Raw genomic sequence first — 19,479 nt, forward strand, 5'->3', positions numbered from 1 at the left:
CGTTCGTCCTGAGCCAGGATCAAACTCTCCAATAAAGTATTGAAAAGAGCGATAAGCTCATTTTGAAACTGACGAGATTAAAAATCTCATTTATTCTTACTTCGAAATCATACGGTCCGAAGACGTGTACCGATTTCTCAGCGTCGATCTTGCAAGCAAGATCGTTACTCACTCGTTGTTCAGTTTTCAAAGATCAAACTCGTTTGTGTTACTCTTTTCGTTGTCAGCGCTGTGTTTCAGCGGCGACTTAAATAATATATCATACTGATGAAACCAATGCAATAGTTTTTCCAAAAAAACATTTAATAGATTCTAAGTCCCTAATGACCCCACTAAAACTATAGCGAATTTGAGGCTCTATTCCCCCAACGATCGCGTCCACGTTCATGGGCTTTCTTGATATCTGCTAAAGAAGCCTACAAGCGTGACACTTCCATGCTGCAGTAGGATTACCCCGCTCTCCATACAAAACTCAAAAGGCCGGCTCTTCTCAGAGTCGACCTTTGAAGATTAACGGTTTTCCGTTACTTTACAGTGTTATTGCTGTATCCAGGGATTTCTACGCTTTTTGTTGTCAGAACTACGTTTAGAGGTTATTCCTGTGCGTTCTCTTGCTTGTTTCCCGGATACAGATACTTTAGATTTATCTTTGGCAGCAGGTTTGGCTGTTCTGCGTTTTGCAGTTCCTGTTTTGGCTGCTCGTTTAGGCTTCGCTCCAAGATTGAACTCATCCTCACTCTCTGTAGCGGACTGGCTTAAGTTAGCTTCGTCATGTCCGCCCTTTTTACCTTCCCCCTTACCTTGTGGAGGATACATTTCACCAAATGCACCCAGCGGAGACGGCGGCACCATGTTCTGAGTAGGGTATGGGTTCTGATATGCATACTCTAATGGCTGATTAGGCATCATGGATGTGGTCATTTCGGGTTGCATCCCATAAGGATTGTATGTGCCCCACGCTGGGTTCTGATAGTTATGTGAGGGATAAGCGTATTGATGGTTGGGCATATGATGGTTGCCACATCCGCATGGCGGGTACGGAAGCATAGAGTAAGGAGAAATATGAGGCGGTTGGTGGTTCATATGCTCATTGGCCGCAAATGGAGGGTATGGGCTGTTTACTTGACCTGATGGAGCAATCGGATACGAGTTATTCTGCATCTCTGCAAATACGTTTGGCATAACGTTGTTATGATTATACTCCGTGCCGGTCCATGGTGTGTTGGATGTATTACCCATGGAGTAAGGACTCACCTCAGGTATACCCGGGAATGTAGCATTGTCATTCGCCCCAGCCGTATACATGTTTTGTGGAGCAGTGTATACCTCTTGTGCAGGTACTGGAACTTGAGCATACGGATGCTCGGCAGGAGCATGAAGCATTTTACTGCCACAACCACATGGAGCTTTGGTCGCAGGCGTCACTTCTGTAGACCATTTCGTGTTGTTAGGTATTACAGGTAGAGGCAGGACTTCAGGTGAGATATTAGGCATCGTATACGTCGGAGCTTCAGTTATCGGTTTTAATTGTACTTCGGATTTGGTGTTTTCTTTCTTCTGAGCTTCCTCCTGCGGCTTCTCTTCAGGAATTTCAGGTAACTGTGGTAAAACTTCCACTTCTGGCTTGATATTAGGTATGACTGGATTTGCAGGTATTGGAGCTGGAACCGAATTGGAGACTTCCGGTAAAGGTGCCGGTTCAGGGACCGGGACTACTGGTACAACCGGAGCCGTTTCTTCTTTAACCCCTGTGTATTCCTTTCCTTCAGGCGACAACTTCTCATGAGCAACATTAGATGATGCACCATTCTCTGAAGCCACATTCCCCGGTGCATTCGCTGATGGAATGTACACGGTCTCCCCTACAAGAAGAGCATTAGGATTTTTCAATTGCGGGTTTGCATTGATCATATCTTTCAACGGAACTCCCCAAGCCTGTGACAACTTCCACAATGAATCTCCTTGCTGAACTTTATGACTGTGCAACACGCCTTCTGGCTTTGGTGTTACAGGCTCCGCAGGAATTTTGACCTTCATGCCGATCTCCAACTTGTCGGGATTTGCAATTTGCGGATTAGCTGCGATAATTTTGTCCAACGCTACATTATATTTTTGGGACAGCAGATATAATGTGTCGCCTTTTTTCACCATGTGTATTTTCACTTGGAACTAACCTCCTAGACGTGATACTTGGGCAGTGCATTCGCCCATACCGTTACTACATCCTATGCAGAAATTGGGCCAATGACATCAACTAAGCAAAAAAAATCCTTCCCGCCCCAAAAACCGCATACTCCAGGTATGCTGAATTTCTAAGACAAGAAGGATTCCCTGCTTTCCTATTCAGTTCGTTCCATTTAATCTTCCCAAACTTTATAACCGTCTTTGTCGACAATTTGACGGAACGCTTCCAGCAGTCTCAAGGTTACAGGACCTGCGACGCCCGTTCCAATCGTTCTGCCGTCCACCTCATAAGCAGCAATAACTTCTGCAGCTGTTCCAGTGAAAAAGACTTCGTCGGCAATGTACACATCATGTAGCGTAAATGGTACTTCTTTTAATTCAAGATCCAGCTCACCGCACAGATCGATAATGGCCTGACGTGTAATTCCCTCCAGTGCACCAAGATAGCAAGGTGGCGTGTACACTACACCATTTTTGATGATGAAGATGTTATCACTTGAACCCTCAGTAACGTAACCTTGGGAATTCAGCATAATAGCTTCACCAGCATTTGAATAGTTAGACTGAATTTTAACCAGGATGTTATTCAGATAATTCAATGATTTAATTTTTGGATTCAATGCGTCCGGGATGTTGCGGCGCTGGGAAACAGACACGGCTTTCAGCCCAGTAAGATACGCTTCCTCCGGATAAATCGCCAGTTGCTCTACAATGATGATAACGGATGCTTTAGGGCAGCGCAGCGGATCAAGACCCAGATTACCAGGTCCACGTGAAACGATCAAACGAATATAACCGTTACGCATATCATTGCGACGTACCGTTTCAGCCATCACTTCCAGCATCTCATCATAAGACAGCGGAATGTTCAGACTGATGGATTTAGCTGAATCGTACAAACGATCCAAATGCGCTTTGCATCTGAAAATGTTACCGTTATAAATTCGAATACCTTCGAAAATACCGTCTCCATACAAAAATCCATGATCATATACCGAAACGGTTGCGTTCTCCTTGGTCACATATTGACCATCCAAGTAAATCCATTGTTCTGACACCGATGACTGCACCTCCATAAAATTTCCATTCCTAGATTCCGAAACTACATTTATCTCGTTCATTGTACAACAAATGACAAGCTATTTCTTGCTCATTTTACCCAGTCTTATGACAACCTTCAACACTGTACGTCCTGATTCAGGTCGTTTTCAACGAAGGATATGTATAACACGGATAGCTGCCAAGAACGCGTACCTGACAATTCAAAGCCTCAATCTCAGCCATGGCTGCGGTAAGCAATACCGAATCTGCACTTTCCTCAACATCAATGTAAAAATAATAACTCCCCAACCTCTTCTTCGTTGGACGAGATTCCAGTCGGGTCAAGTTCAGCTTCCGCCAGGCAAAAGCCGACAGTACCTGATGCAATGCACCCGGTGCATCTTCAGGTAATGTAACCAGCAAACTGGTTTTTACATGATCAGGCTCTCGTGGTATCTGAACAGGCTCATGGCCTATCAGTACAAAACGTGTATAGTTGTTGTCATGGTCGGTAACCCGTTCAGCCATAATGTCCAAACCGTGCTTCTGTGCAGCCAGCCTGGTGCCAATCGCGACCCAGCCTTTTCCAGGATTTTTTTTCACAATTTCTACAGCTTCCGCTGTACTGTTTACACCCTCAAGGTCTGCTCCAGGTGAATGCAGGCGAATAAAATTCTGGCACTGCGGTATCGCTACGGGATGGGACATGATTTTCGTAATTTTCCCGAAATCATATTCACCACTCTCTGTCCTGAACTCGGAGCCATGCCCAATGACATTCTGGATGGATGGATAAACCCATTCTGCTTGCATCGGAATATCCACTTCGTTAACCAGCCAGTCCATATGCAAACTAACGGAGCCTTCAATCGTATTCTCAATGGGTATGACACTGTACTGGGACTTTCCACTATCCGTAGCCCGGAAAACATCAGAAATCAGCTTGGAATGAAGCAATTCCAAAGGCTCCCCATTAAACAGAAAATCTACTGCTTCATGGGAAACTGAGCCTTCAGGTAATACTGCAATTCGTTTCATGCGTTAACTTCCCCTTTAACTCTGTCCATAAAAGGACTTTCATCTTGATCAGGCAGTACGGTAACACCGTCCAGGTCCGGATCCAACCACAATGCAGATGCAGTGATACCTTCACGACTCATTGTGTGTATCAAATATTGCTCCAATTCGAGCTTACGAGTATCATGACGATCTACCAACGTCAAAACAGTAGGTCCGGCTCCACTCAATGCAGCCCCTAGGGCTCCATGACTGACCGCATGTTCCAGGATTTCAGCCATACCGGGTACCAAAGATGCTCTGTAGGGTTGATGAATCCGATCAGACATCGCCTTTTGAATCATGTCCAATCTACCACTTGCCAAAGCCGCAACGAGTAAGGATGATCTACTTATATTGTGAATGACATCAGACTTGTCAAATTGCTGCGGAATTACATTTCTTGCTTTCGAAGTGGACAACTCAAAGTCCGGTACGATGACCAGGGTCTGCAAATCCTGATGCGGCTCAATGCGAATATGGTCTACCCGACTTCCATCCCACGCTGCTGTAATGATACCTCCATATAGTGAAGCTCCTACATTATCCGGATGCTTTTCCAGCGACGTAGCCATGTCCAGAAGCCTGGCATTAGATAATGGAGTACCAATTAATGCATTAGCAGCAGCCAATGCACCCACAATGGCGGATGCACTGCTTCCCAGTCCCCGAGTAAGCGGAATATCGGAATACATGGAAATCTCCAACTCCGGCACGGAGATTCCAGCTTCGTTGAACACCATCTGTGCAACTTCATATATCAAATTCGATTTATCTGTTGGCAAACCAGTCAGATGATCTCCATGTAAATGAAATGTTGTCTGCTCAGCCGGTTTCATCTCAAGCCATGCATACAGAGACAATGCCATGCCCAAGGTGTCGAACCCTGGACCCAGATTGGCTGTACTTGCAGGTACCTTAACGATCACCCTTTGCTGCAAACTCATACGGATTGTTGCTCCAATTGTGCAATTGCCGCCATAACCGCTTCTTCGGAATCTTCCACAACAAGCGGCTCAGTCGCTACCGTTTTGATTGCAATATTAGGATCTTTTAGACCATGTCCTGTCAGTACGCAAACCACAGTCTCTCCGCCTTTAAAGTACCCTTCACTCTTCAGTTTGTATACACCGGCAACGGAAGCAGCGGATGCAGGTTCAGCAAAAATCCCTTCACGAGCGGCGATCGTACGATATGCTGTCAGAATTTCTTCGTCAGTTACATAATTAATTTGTCCGCCAGACTCTTCAGCTGCAGCTACAGCAGTTTTCCAACTTGCTGGATTACCAATTCGAATAGCTGTTGCTACGGTTTCAGGCTCAAGGATCGGTTCACCTTTGACAATCGCCATGGCGCCTTCCGCTTCAAAACCGACCATACGGGGCAGGGAGTTCGATTTGCCTGCTTCTTTATACTCTTTGAACCCTTTCCAGTAAGCCGAGATGTTCCCTGCGTTACCCACCGGGATCGCGAGCACATCAGGTGCTTGACCAAGCTGCTCAATAACTTCAAATGCAGCCGTTTTCTGTCCTTCAATCCGGAACGGATTCACGGAGTTCACGAGCGTAATTGGATGTTTGGCTGTAATCTCACGCACAATTTCCAATGCACGGTCAAAGTTGCCATTAATCGCAATCACTTTGGCTCCATAGATCATGGCTTGAGCCAGTTTACCCAGCGCAATGTTGTTATTCGGGATCAATACGATACAATTCAGACCAGCACGAGCCGCATAGGCCGCTGCTGCCGCTGAAGTGTTGCCTGTTGATGCACACATGATCGTGCGGCTGCCTTCTTCCATCGCTTTAGCAACAGCCATAACCATGCCGCGGTCTTTAAATGAACCTGTAGGATTCAGACCTTCATATTTGAAATATAAATTCAATCCGAGTTCCTCGGACAGATTCTCCGCATGAACCAAGGGTGTGTTTCCTTCGTGAAGAGTAAGCAGGGGTGTGTTTTCATTAACCGGAAGGTGCTCTCTATACGTTTGCAGTAATCCTTGATATCTCATTGTGGGTAAACTCCTTTGTCGTTAATAATCCGAATATGATTGCATACATCTATATGGTTAAACGTGTACCTTAAACCTGGACTTAGAATTGAAAATTCAAACCGGAATTTAAGGACGTATTATCCTTCTACCCGGTACACACTCTTAATGCGACGAATGACGGCAAGGGATTCAAAGTGTTTCAATACTTTATCCATGCTCGCCTTGCTAGCGTTATGCGTAACGATGATGATCTCTGCATCCGGGTTGTGCTCGTTCGGCTGTTGCACAACTGAAGCCAGGCTGACTTCGTATTCAGCGAAGATTTGTGTAATTTGCGCCAGTACCCCTGCCTTGTCATCCACATGCAGCAAAATAAAGTTTTTCGACATAATATGCTCGTCACTTTGCAGACGCTTCTGTTTATACGGCACAATCGCTTTGAGACCATTCACGCCCAGCTTCAGGTTTTTGATCACAGCCACGATATCCGCTACTACAGAAGTTGCCGTCGGAAGCTCGCCTGCACCCGCACCGTAGAACATCGTCTCACCTACAGCTTCGCCATGTACATACACAGCGTTGAACACCCCATTGACGGAAGCAATCGGATGATTCTGTCTTACCATCGTCGGCTGAACACTAATGGTGATCTCATCATCTCGACGATCTGCGATACCCAGCAGCTTCATCTCGTAACCAAGTCTTTTAGCATAGGTAATATCTTCACGGGTTACGGATGTAATCCCTCTAACGGTCACGTCTTTCAATTCCACATTGGTACGGAAGCCCAAAGTACCCAGAATCGCCATTTTGCGAGCTGCATCGAGTCCTTCGACATCGGAAGTTGGATCGGTTTCTGCATATCCGAGTGCTTGAGCCTCTGCCAGAACTTCTTCATACGAGGCGCCTTCCTGACTCATTTTGGTCAAAATAAAGTTCGTTGTTCCATTCACTATCCCCATAATGCGGGTAATTCGGTCGGATGAGAAACCTTCAATCAGCGTGCGGATGATGGGAATGCCCCCAGCCACACTCGCTTCGTAGAATACATCACACTGCTTTTCCTGTGCTTTGGCCAAGATCTCGGAACCGTGCAGAGCCATTAAATCCTTGTTCGCAGTTACGATATGCTTGCCCCGCTCCAGTGCTTCAAGAATGTACTCTTTGGTCTGATCAATGCCGCCCATAACTTCCACAATAACATCAATATCCGGGTGACGAATCACTTCCCAAGGATCTTCAGTGAGCTTCGCACGGTCTACAGCAATGACACGATCCTTCTCCGTATTCTTCACTGCAATCTTCTCAATAACGATAGGTGATCCAACCTGACTGCTCAGATCCTCCTGATTTCCTTCCACGATGCGAACGACCCCAGTACCCACCGTACCCAGACCCAACAATCCCACTTTTACCGGTTTCACTAACGATCTACCCCCAATGTCTTTTTCTCCTTCACCCCTGTACGATTTAACCATACATACAACTTATTCCTAAACGTTTTACGATAACGTCTAATTAACCTTGGCCTACAATGCGCGTGCGTCGAACCCCGGGCATATCCTGCATCCGATCGAGCATTTCTCCGATTTCTCCATGAAGATGAGACGTCTCCACTGAAATGACAACATTGGCCCTTCCCTGGAGTGGGATACTTTGATTAATGGTTAGCACGTTGGCTCCATAACCAGCTACATGTCCGAGCACACGAGACAATATTCCTGACTGATGCTCCAAATCAATGGAGATCGTTACAATTCGCTCCCGTTCAAGCTGATTGATCAAATGGATGCCATCCTTGTATTTATAAAAAGCACTTCGGCTTAATCCAACCTGTTCAACCGCCTCATGAACTGTTTTGACATCCCCGGAAGCCAGCAGTTCTTTTACCTGCATGGTCTTCACCACAGCCTCTGGCAAAATGTCTTCCCGTACTAAGTAATAGCGTTCATTCACAGAACGTCCTCTCCTCAAAGACTCATGTATTCATATAGTGGACATTATATAGGATCTATTCCAAAAGGGCAATACCTCACATGTCTATTTTTGAAAAACTATTCCTAACAGTATAAAAGTTTATCCTACGCGTAGGTAAGGGAAAATAAAAAAACGCAGAGCAGCGGGTTATCTCCCACTACTCTGCGTATGTTTTAAATCCTTTATATTTGTAAGGGTTGCACTTCTATCTTAATAGTAGCTGCTGCCTTCCACAAATTCAAACTCAAACTCGCCAATGCGCACAATGGTTCCTTCTTCAGCTCCGCGTTTACGCAGTTCGGCATCCACACCCATATGTCGCAATGTACGCGCTAGTTTGAGAATAGCTTCATGCGAATTCAGCTGCATCCGTTTCATCATACGTTCAATCTTGGCACTTTCGACAACGAAGATTTCATTCTCCCGCACAATACGGAAGCCATCGTCCTCTTTTTTGTCCAAGCTGTACACTTTGCGTTCGGATAAGTCAGCGACTTCTTCAACTACGGGCTCGTCCGGAATTTGATCCAGCAGATCAGCCGCACGATACAAGAGCTCTTGAATCCCTTTCCGTGTCAGGGACGAAATAGGCATTACTTCAATATCCGGTTGAACTTCACGAGCCTTCTGCAAAAACTCTTCCAGATTAGCTTCGGAATCCGGCATGTCCATTTTATTGGCTGCTACAACCTGTGGTCTTTCGGCGAGTACAGGATTGTACAATTTCAGTTCCTCGTTGATTTTCTGCCAGTCTTCGAACGGATCACGTCCTTCTGAACCAGACATGTCAACAACATGAACGATAATACGTGTACGTTCTACGTGACGCAAGAACTCATGTCCAAGTCCAATACCTTCATGAGCACCTTCAATCAGACCAGGCAAGTCGGCCATAACAAAGCTGCGACCTTCACCCACACCAACAACACCCAGGTTAGGGGTAATGGTTGTAAAATGATATGCTCCAATCTTTGGCTTGGCTGCCGAAACAACAGACAACAGTGTAGATTTCCCGACACTTGGGAAACCAACCAAACCGACATCTGCCATGACCTTAAGCTCAAGTACGATGTAACGTTCTTCGCCCTCTTCACCATTTTCGGCCAGTTCTGGTGCTGGATTGTTAGGCGTGGCAAAACGAATGTTTCCCCGTCCGCCTCGTCCGCCACGAGCAACGACAACCTGTTGACCATGACGTGTCAAATCAGCCAGTACTTCTCCACTATCATCATCCAAAATGACGGTTCCAGGAGGAATACGTACGATCATATTCTCAGCGTTCGCACCATGCTGACTTTTATTACGTCCCTTCTCACCACGTTTTGCTTTGAAGTGACGTTGGTATCGGAAATCCATCAATGTACGCAGACCTTCATCCACGCGGAAAATGATGTCGGCTCCTCTGCCTCCATCGCCACCTGCTGGTCCACCTTCAGGTACATACTTCTCCCGGCGGAAGGAAACAATTCCGTCTCCTCCATCTCCGGCTTTCACATAAATCTTCGCTTTATCAACAAACATGGCTTACCCCTTCTTCCTATATTCCGCAAGGCATTCTGAATTGTATAAACGTATCCTCAGACGGGAGCTGCTCCGTTCTGACTTTTTTTCCTTTGAGTACGGCATTGAGCTGCCGCAGTGTTTCCGGATCGGGTGTTTGATCCCCATCCAGCCGGACAACCACATCACCATGATCCTGTCCGAAGTTCAAGGTCAGTTTGCGAACCTCTCCCCAAGACGACCGGCCGCCGCCATATTGATAGGCTCGAATCGCATCGGCAATCGCCCCCGTAAGCGACTCGCCATCCTCGGGAGAGACCAGAGCACTAAGCTGCAACTCTTCCTCTACGACCACATGCAATTCCAGAGCGACTCCACTGGTCCGGAAAGATTGAAGATAAAATACGAGTGAAGGAATACCCAATCTGGAGATTCGGCTTTCTTCGTTAACCCGCTCTACTATTCTTTCCACACATTGCACTGATTTATCAAGTTTGCCCAGTCTAAGATATCCATACAACACCTGAAGATCGTTCATCCAATCATGCCTATGATGATTTAATGATGCAATTGCTGTCTTTTCCATAGATTGTATGATGGTTCTGCGTTCCGCCTCTGCCTGTCTCTTCATCACGTTCACAGAAACAAAAAGCACCGCGACGGACCACAATGCGTATACAGCAATTAAAATAACCACTGGATACAGCATAACGAAAACCAAAGGAATCAGAAGTGAACATGCCGCAATCCACGGCACTCTTTTCCAAGATTTCATGGCTTCTCCCCGTTCTACAAAACTCGGTTGGTTTAAACCCCACCGTAACCAAGTATAACATGTCTTTTCTGCCAGTTCATTATCGAATAACCTATAAATACAAAAAGCCTCCGGCAAAAATGCCGAAGGCTCCTTAGGCGGAATGCCGATATTATGCTTCTACTGCAGCTGCTACTGGAGCAACATTCACAGGGTAGATGCTTACTTTTTTACGATCGCGTCCCCAACGTTCGAATTTCACAACGCCGTCAACTTTCGCAAACAAAGTGTCATCTTTACCGATACCCACGTTAGTACCTGGGTGAATTTTCGTTCCGCGTTGGCGAACGAGAATGCTACCACCAGTTACTGTTTGTCCGTCAGCACGTTTAACGCCAAGACGTTGTGCGTTACTGTCACGACCATTCTTCGTGGAACCTACACCTTTTTTCGATGCGAATAACTGAAGATTTAATTTCAACATGATTGGTTGTCCTCCTTCTTTAATTATTTGACTTGCTCTATCTGAATATACTTTCCGTATGACTCTGCAATATCAGTGAGCATAAGCACCATGGATTCGAGTAGCAATTGTACCTGGGACCAGGTTCCGTCTTTCTCCAACACCGGTAAAGAAGCGCTTAAAAAGCCATTCTTCATCTTGGCGTCCATTTCGACACCAGTCAGTGTTTCAATCGAGTTCACCGTACCTACTGTAACAGCAGATACCCCGGCACATACGATGTCTTCTCCTCGCTTGGCAAAATTAGCATGCCCTTTGATGGAGAACCGATCGATGCTCCCGTCATCATTACGAAAGACTTGAACGATAATCACTTATCGCACCTTCTTACGCTTTGATTGCTTCGATAGTTACTTTTGTATACGGTTGACGGTGACCTTGCTTCACATGGTAGTTCTTTTTAGGTTTGTATTTGTATACAACAACCTTTTGTCCTTTGCCATGTTTCTCCACTTTAGCCGTTACAGTTGCTCCGGAAACCAATGGTGTACCTGCTGTCAAACCTTGATCGTTAGATACAGCCAGGACACGGTCGAACGTTACGCTTTCGCCATCGTTCGCAGTCAATTTCTCGATGAACAGAACATCGCCCTCTTGGACTTTGTACTGTTTGCCACCTGTTTCAATAATTGCGTACATTTGCCTTGCACCTCCTCATGTCTCAGACTCGCCCGGTCTCAGGTGACAGTGTCCTTGCGGAACTGTTCTTGTACCCGGCCAGTGCGGTTACAGCATGTGCAAGACCAATAGGCTAAACACATACCTGATGATTATACCACCAACTATACTAAAAATCAATGCAGCGGCGAAATATATCTTTTGCCTGTCCCATGACAGGAAGAACACGGCTCCACATAAGGGAGCGTGCTTTCTTCCCGTACCTTCTTACGGGTAAGTTCGAGCAGCCCCAGCTTGGTCCAACCCATTACAAAAGCCTTGGTTCGATCCTTCTTGAGTTCATTTTCCAGCGTTGCCGCAACTTCATGCCGATTCATCGCTTCCTCCATATCAATGAAGTCCACAATAATCATGCCGCCGATATCCCGAAGACGCATTAAACGTGCGATTTCAACCGCTGCCTGCATGTTCGTCTCCGTTACAGTCTCTTCCAGACTGTCACCGCCTGCTCCTGTGTACTTGCCTGTATTGACATCGACCACAGTGAGCGCCTCGGTATGATCAATGACAATATATCCGCCACCAGGCAGCCATACCTTGCGGGCGAAATCCTTGTTTAACTGCTCCTGCACACGATAAGCAGCAAAAATTGATTCTTCTCCCCTGTACACCTGTACTTTAGGTTGATGGCCTGGACAGATTTCCTCCAGCAAAGCACTCAATTCACGGGCTTGTACTTCATTATCCGTAATTACTTCATCGCTGCCCGGCGTATACACATCACGAATGATCCGATGAACCATACTGTGATCCCGATGCAGCAGGCTTGGTGAAGGCAAACTATCCGCTTTTTCACGAATTAGACGCCACTGCTCACGTAATGTTTCCAGGTCGGCCTGAATGGCTTCCCTCTGTTCCTCTGCGGATACGGTTCGTATGATAAGCCCCTCTTCGTCCCGTCTCAGTTGTTCACCCAGCGTCTTGAGTCGGGATCGATCCCCCTCACGGGCAATTTTCTTGGAGACGGCTACATAATCCGCTAAAGGCATGTAGACAAGCCAGCGGCCCGGCAGCGAATAATGAGTCGTCACCCGGGCTCCTTTGCTTCCTACTGGCTCCTTCAGGACCTGAACGATTACATCCTGACCTGGACGAAGCAGCTCCGAAATCGAAGGCTTTACTTTGGGTTGTTTCTCCAGATTGGGATGCAATACATCGTCCACATACAGAAAAGCATTCTTTTTCTGACCGATATCCACAAAAGCAGCTTGCATACCTGGTAACACGTTCACTACCCGTCCTTTGAAATACGAACCCAGCAGTCCACGCTCGCGTGTACGCTCTGCCATGAATTCTACAGCTTTGCCTTCTTCCAGAAGCGCCATTTGCATGAGGTTATGTTCATTATGTACAATCATTTGTTTCATGGCTTCACCTCTAGAAGACAATTCAATTCATCCACATCCATTCTGTATCTTCGCATACTCATTGTACATGTATTAACCCAATTCAGGACAGATCCACCAAGATGCTACAACTTATCCGTGTCTTGTTTGAAATAAGAACCGATGATTCGCTGCTCAGGCAAAACGGCCATGATTCTTCCCTGTCTATTCATCACATATATCATATGGTATCTTTCTCTCTTAAATAGACGCAAAATAGTCTCCAAAGGTTTCGCCGGAAATGAGATTATCGGCTGTGCCAAACTGCCTGTAGCGGCATGGCGGGTGAATGCACTTTCACGATTCATCAGAAATCGGATAAACCGGTATGGAATATTTCGGTAATCGATCACATTGGAATAGAACAGAAAGATTCCGATCAACAGGATATTTAACGGCAGCCCGTAATCACCGGTAAACCAGCGACCGATGGCAACCAAGATCACCCCTGCGCTACACAGAATGCTGATTCTGTAGGTCCACATCAATGTCGTGTAGTAAGGAGCAGCAAGACTAACGAGTGCCTGTACAATTTTACCGCCATCTAACGGCAACACCGGTAGCAGGTTAAATAGGGCAATCAGCAGATTCCCCTGTATAATATAATCCAAAAAAAGCGGGTCTCCCAGGTTCCCGTACTTCAGCAACAAAACAACTCCAACCATGAGCATATTTTGAAAAGGACCTGCCAAAGCGATAATGATCTCCCGACGTGCTGTAATATTTCCGGCATCCTCAATAACGGCGACGCCGCCAAAAGGAAGCATCTGTATCGAAAGGACACGGCAGCCCAGAAGGGCTGCCGCTGCAGCATGTCCACATTCATGAATAAAAACGATGGCAAACAGCGTGATGAGTTCAATAAAGTTCCCGGTCAACAGGGAAGCCATCATGATAATCACAAAAAAAGGATGAAACGAGATCCGTACCCCCCACAACCTAATCAAGGGCAACCACTTCCGCAGGGTCTACGTACTGCTCGCCCTCTTTTACAGCGAAATACAATGTGGCAGGTTGATCATTTCCAGTCTCCTTTAGGCTACCGACAGCATCACCCGCTTCTACCCAATCATTCACCTGGACTTCACTCTCGTTCAAGCGTCCGTATATGGCTGTGACTTGACCAGAGTGCTGGATTACAACCGTTGTCCCATTTTCCGGATCATCCAATACTTGAAGTACTCGTCCGGCATCTGAACTGACAACTTGGACAAGTCCTGTAGCGCCAGCTTCGGGAACAATCTCAATGCCTTTCATGCTCAGTGCAAAAGGCTGAACGACGGTTCCCGAGATCGGTTTGCCCAGCAGGTGTCGGATACCCGAGCCGTTCACAGGATCGGTGGTATGCCCAAGAACAGGCAGGAAAGATGGCGTTCCGCCAAAATGCCTTTCGTACCAGGCAGCGGCATAGGCAAAATCCATATCCCGATGCAGCACATCGGCTATCACGGTTTTGGCAGATGTCGTCCACGAAGTGTTCAACTGGAACAATCCCCAGACTCCGCCGAATAATAAAATGCTAACCACCGTTCGTCCCACGAATGAATTCATCAGATTAAAACGCGGATGGCCGCCCGGACCATAATGTCCGTTCTCTTTTTTCCACAGCCATTCCGGATCTCTTTCCTGTTCTGCCAGCGATGATCTTGCCGTTCGTAGGTTTTCTTGTATATCCATAGACGAGAAAGGATTACGTTGTGCAGATGTACGCTTATCGGATACCAAGCCCGATTCTCGCTGCTGCATAACTTCTTCCGTAGCACCATCCATTAACCGCCGAATGCGCTCTTCTCTTCTCTGTTTGATTCTGAGTTTCGTATTCATGGAATGTCCTCCCGCCGAGGCTTGTTTACTACATCCTATGAGGGGCTCGTTCATAATATGAACAAGCTTCGGCTGGAAGCAAAAATAACCCTACAACGTGGAGTCCTCCTGTGAGGTAAATGTCCTATTCTATACAAGACGCCTTTAATAAAATGCTCCATAATATTCAAAAAGCCGGGCTTGAGGGCCACGGCTGTCATACATGAATGTGATGAGGAAGAGCGAGTTAACCCATTCCAAAAAACTTCTTGAAACGTGTGAAAGCACCCTTTTTCTGCTCCAATTGCATCAGAGGAACGGTATCTCCCAGAATACGACGGGCAATATTACGATAGGCAATGGCCGCAAGTGAATCCGGATTCATTACTGTAGGCTCTCCCGAGTTGGCTGCCTTGATGACAAGCTCATCATCAGGAACGATCCCGATCAGATCAATGTTAAGTACTTGTAAAATGCCGTCAATGTCGAGCATATCGCCTGATTTGACCATATTGTTACGGATACGGTTCACGACCAATTTTGGTGATTGAATGTGTGAACTCTCCAGCAAACCAATGACACGGTCCGCATCACGGACAGCCGCATTTTCTGGTGTAGTGACCACAATCGCCTGGTCAGCTCCTGCAACCGCATTTTTGAATCCCTGCTCAATTCCGGCTGGACAATCAATAATGACGTATTCAAAATCTTTTTTCAATTCGAGGATAATGTCCTTCACCTGTTCTGGTGACACCGAGTTCTTATCTCTCGTTTGCGCTGCAGGTAGCATATATAATTCTTCAAAACGTTTATCTTTGACCAAAGCCTGATTCAGTCGGCAGCGGCCGTCTGCAACGTCGCACAGATCATAAATGATCCGGTTTTCGAGTCCCATTACGACATCCAGATTACGAAGGCCGATATCGGTATCTACCAGACAAACCTTTTTGCCGAGCAGCGCCAGCGCTGTCCCGATGTTTGCCGAGGTGGTTGTTTTACCCACGCCGCCTTTACCCGAAGTGATCACGATCGCCTCTCCCATGAGCTACACTCCTTTAAACACATTAAAATCTCGGCGCAACCGAACGATATTGCTCATCTTGTCGATCTGCATCTGATTGTCCTGTAAATAAGCAAATTCCATTCCGGTCTCTCGGCTCTCCCACTCATCGGGAGGACGGCTGATGATATCAGCGATCCGCAGCTGCGTTGGTGCAAACACCGAAGCTGCAATGATCGAATCTTCGTCCCCACCAATTCCAGCATGAGCCATGCCTCTGAGTGAACCCAAAACATATATATCTCCGGTACACGTTACTGTGCCCCCCGGATTGATATCACCAAGAAAAAGTAGATTCCCTTCATGATGAAGCACCTGACCCGAACGTACCATACCACACATGGTCACAATCGGCGGCGGCCCTTTAACCTCTGGTTTAAGGGCCGGTGAGTCGATGGAACGAATGAGTAAATTCCCTTTTTGTTTCAGTATATCAAGAATTGCTTCTTTCTGGTCCTCCGTCACTTCCCGGCTGCCCAGTTTGATATCCACATGAACAATCGGTCCGGTCAAAATATTTTGATGGCTGTGTTCCAGCTTATAGCGGAGCTCGTAGAGCAATTCCTCGAATTCACATTGATCGTCCAACAGGAAAACCAGGCCGTCTCGGATGCCTTTAATCGTTACGTGATTCGATTTTACCGTCATAAGCCTGTCCCTCCCATCTCATTACATTTCGTGCCCGGGTCCCAAAGTTCCTGCTTCTCACTCCATAAATGTATCAAGAAGCTTCTTGTGCTTTGCTCTTTCTCTTACCGATCCGCTCCAGTTGTTTCCGAAGAGGAACATAAATGATCAGCGCGAACACAAAATGAATGAACAAATTGGGAATCATGTATTCAAGCAATGCCCAGTCAAATGTCACATGATTGAGTTGGAAGAGCTTGTATAGAAAGAATAACATGGTGTCATTAAGCAGACTTCCCAAAAGAACAACGGAAACCATAACCGGCAGTGGTGCACGCGGCGCTTGAAAAATAAGTCCCATCATATATGCCGATAAGCCCATAGAGAATCCGTATGGTCCAATCATTTCGCCGTAGAATACGACATCATGCAATAGTCCAAATAATATGCCAAGCACCAACGCCGTGTGCCGATGATGATATACAGCGATAAACAAAATCACGATGTAGACCAGGTTGGCAGAAATACGCATTTGCCAGGCCGAAGGAATGAGTAGCGGAAGGATCGTTCCTTCAACAATGAACAAAACGAACAGTAACAGGAATAAGACTTGCTTGCGCGTTACCATTATTCTTTTACCTCAGGTGGGATAATCACAATCAGCTCTTTCCAGTCCAGAAAGCTTGCATAGGGCTTAATAATCGCAGTCCGTGTCAAACCATATTCCCCAACTTCAACCTTCTCCACTTTCCCAATACGCATGTACTTCGGAAAATTGTTGATAATCCCGGAGGAGATGATTTCATCATCTTTTTTGATATTTGAATCTTCCGAAATCTTGGTCATTTTGAGCATGCCTGTCTTCGGATCATAACTCTCGATCATACCAAACACTTTTTCTTTACCAACCGCTGTAGCTGCAATGGCATTGGATGTTGGATCATTGGCGTCCATAGATGTTAACAGATTAACCGTTGACGTATATGAACTGACATGACTGACAACCCCAACCAGCCCTTCCTGCGAAGTAACAGCCATCCCAGCTTTAATTCCCGCATTTTCACCAATATCGATATTAATCGTTCTGCTGTTCGGGTCGGAGTTGGCACTGATGACTTGAGCAATTCGCGAACCGTAGTTATACCGATTCTTTTGTTCTTCGGTAAAATTGAGAGCTTTCTGGAGCTGTTCATTCACCTGCTCCATATCATTGTATTTCAGCCGATCCCGGGTATAGTGACCCATCGCAATGCGAAGCTCTTCATTTTCTTGATATACCGTACGCATGTTCGCCAAATCTTTGAAAAAGCCCGCTACAGAAGAAGCGGGCTTGTAAAATACGTATTGTACAAATCCGACTGAATCCTTCAGGAATTTCTCCGGCCAGGATAGAGCGGTTCGCGGACCGAGCGTAAAGCCCATTAACGCGATAAATGTAACAAGGCCCACCAGCAAAACAAAAAGTCTTTTGTTACCCAGCAGTTTAAACAGTTCGACCACCCTCTAACATCCATTATTCTCTTCCGAGCCATGCCCGGCGGGGAGACTGTCAGACTTATAGTCCCATCGAGAATATCAGCCGATTCTCCCCGGGTATGCGGGTAATAGCTCTCCCGGGGTTAACCGGGTCCTCTTCGTTGATATCATGCCCCTTGGTCGATAAGCGAGCCAAGCAAAGCATATATCAATTAACGTTTGGAACGAACTGCCGAACTGCTTCTGCTCTTGAACAAATGAATATTCTCAAGTGCTTTCCCTGTTCCGATTGCAACGCAATCGAGCGGGTTCTCTGCTACGATCACAGGCATTCCTGTCTCACCAGCAAGCAGCTTGTCCAGATTGCGAAGCAATGCGCCGCCACCTGTGAGAACAATACCACGGTCCATAATATCCGCTGCCAGCTCAGGTGGACATTTCTCCAAGGTAACTTTTACAGCTTCAACAATGGCATTCACCGTATCCGCCAGAGCTTCGCTAATTTCATCCGATGTAATCGTAATCGTCTTCGGCAAACCTGTAACGAGGTCGCGTCCACGAATTTCCATAGTTTCCACTTGCTCAAGCGGCATAGCTGATCCGATATCCATCTTCAACTGCTCGGATGTACGTTCACCGATCATCAGATTATACTGGCGTTTAATGTATTGAATCACGGATTCATCCATCTCGTCACCAGCAACACGAACCGAACGACTTGTTACAATCCCCCCCAGGGAAATAACAGCCACTTCTGTTGTACCGCCACCGATATCTACAACCATGCTTCCCGTTGGTTCCCATACCGGAAGATCTGCACCGATTGCAGCTGCAAAAGGCTCTTCAATCGTATAGGCTTCACGTGCTCCAGCCTGTTTGGTTGCATCTTCAACCGCGCGTTGTTCTACTGCAGTAATCCCGGATGGTACACATACCATCACGTTCGGATGACGTTGGAACATGGAGCGTTGTTTCTGCGCCTCACGGATGAAATATTTGATCATCGTTGCCGTTGTATCGAAATCGGCAATAACGCCATCTTTCATTGGACGAATGGCACGAATGTTACCTGGTGTACGTCCAATCATTTTTTTTGCGGCTTCCCCTACTGCCTCGATGCTTTTTGTATCAGTCCGTATAGCGACAACCGAAGGTTCGCGCACCACAATTCCTTTTCCACGTACATAAACCAAAGTATTCGCTGTCCCCAAATCAATACCCAAATCTTTCGTAAAACCACCAAACATGACGTAATCTCCTTTTCTGCCTCATATAGCCGCCCCGGTTAATCAAGAGCGTTTCATTTTCATTCCCACCACAATGGCGGAGCTAATATTCGCATTTGTTTTGTGTTGCATTTGTGTTGCATTTGTTTTGCATGTGTAAAGTGAACCTATCTTCTACGGACAACGCCGTCAA

20 protein-coding genes and 1 other annotated feature are annotated in these 19,479 nt (G+C 46.4%); all 20 genes read right to left on the reverse strand.

Features of this window, described 5'->3' with window-relative positions:
• Positions 1-537 precede the first annotated feature (537 nt).
• The 20 genes from ACFVQB_RS24735 to ACFVQB_RS24830 all read right to left on the reverse strand — a co-directional run bounded on the left by ACFVQB_RS24735 (position 538) and on the right by ACFVQB_RS24830 (position 19,307).
• The gene (locus ACFVQB_RS24735) at positions 538-2,163 is read right to left on the reverse strand and encodes a LysM peptidoglycan-binding domain-containing protein (RefSeq protein ID WP_379445546.1); all 1,626 of its coding nucleotides are present in this window, start codon (positions 2,161-2,163) and stop codon (positions 538-540) included.
• A 194-nt stretch (positions 2,164-2,357) separates the two neighbouring features.
• Positions 2,358-3,242, reverse strand: a complete 885-nt coding sequence (ilvE, locus tag ACFVQB_RS24740; RefSeq protein ID WP_163761092.1) for a branched-chain-amino-acid transaminase — start codon at positions 3,240-3,242, stop codon at positions 2,358-2,360.
• Between the two features lie 139 nt (positions 3,243-3,381).
• Positions 3,382-4,263, reverse strand: coding sequence for a prephenate dehydratase (gene pheA, locus ACFVQB_RS24745; RefSeq protein ID WP_063568130.1), 882 nt, complete (start codon positions 4,261-4,263; stop codon positions 3,382-3,384).
• Positions 4,260-5,228 carry a homoserine kinase gene (thrB, locus tag ACFVQB_RS24750; protein ID WP_379445550.1) on the reverse strand — a complete coding sequence of 323 codons (969 nt, stop codon included), beginning with the start codon at positions 5,226-5,228 and terminating at the stop codon, positions 4,260-4,262. The genes pheA and thrB overlap by 4 nt, the downstream gene beginning before the upstream one ends.
• Entirely contained in the window at positions 5,225-6,295 is a 1,071-nt protein-coding gene (thrC, locus tag ACFVQB_RS24755) for a threonine synthase (RefSeq protein ID WP_064635832.1), read from the reverse strand. The genes thrB and thrC overlap by 4 nt, the downstream gene beginning before the upstream one ends.
• A 119-nt stretch (positions 6,296-6,414) precedes the next feature.
• Positions 6,415-7,701 (reverse strand): homoserine dehydrogenase, encoded by a 1,287-nt coding sequence (locus ACFVQB_RS24760; RefSeq protein ID WP_076290955.1) that lies wholly within the window; start codon positions 7,699-7,701, stop codon positions 6,415-6,417.
• Between the two features lie 94 nt (positions 7,702-7,795).
• Positions 7,796-8,233, reverse strand: coding sequence for an ACT domain-containing protein (locus ACFVQB_RS24765; RefSeq protein ID WP_024633956.1), 438 nt, complete (start codon positions 8,231-8,233; stop codon positions 7,796-7,798).
• A 231-nt stretch (positions 8,234-8,464) separates the two neighbouring features.
• Entirely contained in the window at positions 8,465-9,775 is a 1,311-nt protein-coding gene (obgE, locus tag ACFVQB_RS24770) for a GTPase ObgE (protein ID WP_379445566.1), read from the reverse strand.
• 16 nt (positions 9,776-9,791) lie between these two features.
• Positions 9,792-10,529: a Spo0B domain-containing protein gene (locus tag ACFVQB_RS24775; protein WP_090904366.1), complete on the reverse strand. Its 738-nt coding sequence runs from the start codon at positions 10,527-10,529 to the stop codon at positions 9,792-9,794.
• Between the two features lie 151 nt (positions 10,530-10,680).
• Positions 10,681-10,992 carry a 50S ribosomal protein L27 gene (gene rpmA, locus ACFVQB_RS24780; protein ID WP_024633959.1) on the reverse strand — a complete coding sequence of 104 codons (312 nt, stop codon included), beginning with the start codon at positions 10,990-10,992 and terminating at the stop codon, positions 10,681-10,683.
• A gap of 23 nt (positions 10,993-11,015) precedes the next feature.
• On the reverse strand, positions 11,016-11,345 hold the full coding sequence (locus ACFVQB_RS24785) for a ribosomal-processing cysteine protease Prp (protein WP_079347324.1): 330 nt from the start codon (positions 11,343-11,345) through the stop codon (positions 11,016-11,018).
• Between the two features lie 13 nt (positions 11,346-11,358).
• Complete coding sequence (rplU, locus tag ACFVQB_RS24790; RefSeq protein WP_062328098.1) at positions 11,359-11,670, reverse strand: 50S ribosomal protein L21; 312 nt, start codon at positions 11,668-11,670, stop codon at positions 11,359-11,361.
• A 14-nt stretch (positions 11,671-11,684) separates the two neighbouring features.
• Positions 11,685-11,769, reverse strand: a sequence feature (ribosomal protein L21 leader region).
• A 56-nt stretch (positions 11,770-11,825) separates the two neighbouring features.
• Positions 11,826-13,076, reverse strand: coding sequence for an Rne/Rng family ribonuclease (locus ACFVQB_RS24795; RefSeq protein WP_379445571.1), 1,251 nt, complete (start codon positions 13,074-13,076; stop codon positions 11,826-11,828).
• A 104-nt stretch (positions 13,077-13,180) separates the two neighbouring features.
• A complete protein-coding gene (locus ACFVQB_RS24800) occupies positions 13,181-14,041 on the reverse strand; it encodes a M50 family metallopeptidase (RefSeq protein ID WP_379445573.1) in 861 nt (286 codons plus the stop codon).
• Entirely contained in the window at positions 14,034-14,918 is an 885-nt protein-coding gene (locus tag ACFVQB_RS24805) for a peptidoglycan DD-metalloendopeptidase family protein (protein WP_379445576.1), read from the reverse strand. Before ACFVQB_RS24805 ends, ACFVQB_RS24800 begins: the two co-directional genes overlap by 8 nt.
• A gap of 226 nt (positions 14,919-15,144) precedes the next feature.
• The gene (gene minD, locus ACFVQB_RS24810; RefSeq protein ID WP_053783092.1) at positions 15,145-15,939 is read right to left on the reverse strand and encodes a septum site-determining protein MinD; all 795 of its coding nucleotides are present in this window, start codon (positions 15,937-15,939) and stop codon (positions 15,145-15,147) included.
• Positions 15,940-15,942: 3 nt separating this feature from the next.
• Positions 15,943-16,605, reverse strand: a complete 663-nt coding sequence (gene minC, locus ACFVQB_RS24815; protein ID WP_379445582.1) for a septum site-determining protein MinC — start codon at positions 16,603-16,605, stop codon at positions 15,943-15,945.
• A gap of 73 nt (positions 16,606-16,678) precedes the next feature.
• Complete coding sequence (locus tag ACFVQB_RS24820) at positions 16,679-17,212, reverse strand: rod shape-determining protein MreD (RefSeq protein WP_063568118.1); 534 nt, start codon at positions 17,210-17,212, stop codon at positions 16,679-16,681.
• A complete protein-coding gene (mreC, locus tag ACFVQB_RS24825; RefSeq protein WP_285078329.1) occupies positions 17,212-18,084 on the reverse strand; it encodes a rod shape-determining protein MreC in 873 nt (290 codons plus the stop codon). Before mreC ends, ACFVQB_RS24820 begins: the two co-directional genes overlap by 1 nt.
• 188 nt (positions 18,085-18,272) lie before the next feature.
• Entirely contained in the window at positions 18,273-19,307 is a 1,035-nt protein-coding gene (locus tag ACFVQB_RS24830; protein WP_024633969.1) for a rod shape-determining protein, read from the reverse strand.
• Positions 19,308-19,479: the final 172 nt, after the last annotated feature.

Source organism: Paenibacillus sp. NPDC057886, assembly GCF_042796655.1.
Classification (GTDB): Bacteria; Bacillota; Bacilli; order Paenibacillales; family Paenibacillaceae; genus Paenibacillus.

Excerpts from the sequence above, each read along its gene's own strand:
- rpmA (WP_024633959.1), bottom strand. The coding sequence starts at position 10,992 with ATGTTGAAATTAAATCTTCAGTTATTCGCATCGAAAAAAGGTGTAGGT.
- obgE (WP_379445566.1), bottom strand. The coding sequence starts at position 9,775 with ATGTTTGTTGATAAAGCGAAGATTTATGTGAAAGCCGGAGATGGAGGA.
- minC (WP_379445582.1), bottom strand. The coding sequence starts at position 16,605 with ATGACGGTAAAATCGAATCACGTAACGATTAAAGGCATCCGAGACGGC.
- ACFVQB_RS24820 (WP_063568118.1), bottom strand. The coding sequence starts at position 17,212 with ATGGTAACGCGCAAGCAAGTCTTATTCCTGTTACTGTTCGTTTTGTTC.
- thrB (WP_379445550.1), bottom strand. The coding sequence starts at position 5,228 with ATGAGTTTGCAGCAAAGGGTGATCGTTAAGGTACCTGCAAGTACAGCC.
- thrC (WP_064635832.1), bottom strand. The coding sequence starts at position 6,295 with ATGAGATATCAAGGATTACTGCAAACGTATAGAGAGCACCTTCCGGTT.
- pheA (WP_063568130.1), bottom strand. The coding sequence starts at position 4,263 with ATGAAACGAATTGCAGTATTACCTGAAGGCTCAGTTTCCCATGAAGCA.
- minD (WP_053783092.1), bottom strand. The coding sequence starts at position 15,939 with ATGGGAGAGGCGATCGTGATCACTTCGGGTAAAGGCGGCGTGGGTAAA.
- ACFVQB_RS24795 (WP_379445571.1), bottom strand. The coding sequence starts at position 13,076 with ATGAAACAAATGATTGTACATAATGAACATAACCTCATGCAAATGGCG.
- ACFVQB_RS24775 (WP_090904366.1), bottom strand. The coding sequence starts at position 10,529 with ATGAAATCTTGGAAAAGAGTGCCGTGGATTGCGGCATGTTCACTTCTG.
- ACFVQB_RS24805 (WP_379445576.1), bottom strand. The coding sequence starts at position 14,918 with ATGAATACGAAACTCAGAATCAAACAGAGAAGAGAAGAGCGCATTCGG.
- ACFVQB_RS24830 (WP_024633969.1), bottom strand. The coding sequence starts at position 19,307 with ATGTTTGGTGGTTTTACGAAAGATTTGGGTATTGATTTGGGGACAGCG.
- rplU (WP_062328098.1), bottom strand. The coding sequence starts at position 11,670 with ATGTACGCAATTATTGAAACAGGTGGCAAACAGTACAAAGTCCAAGAG.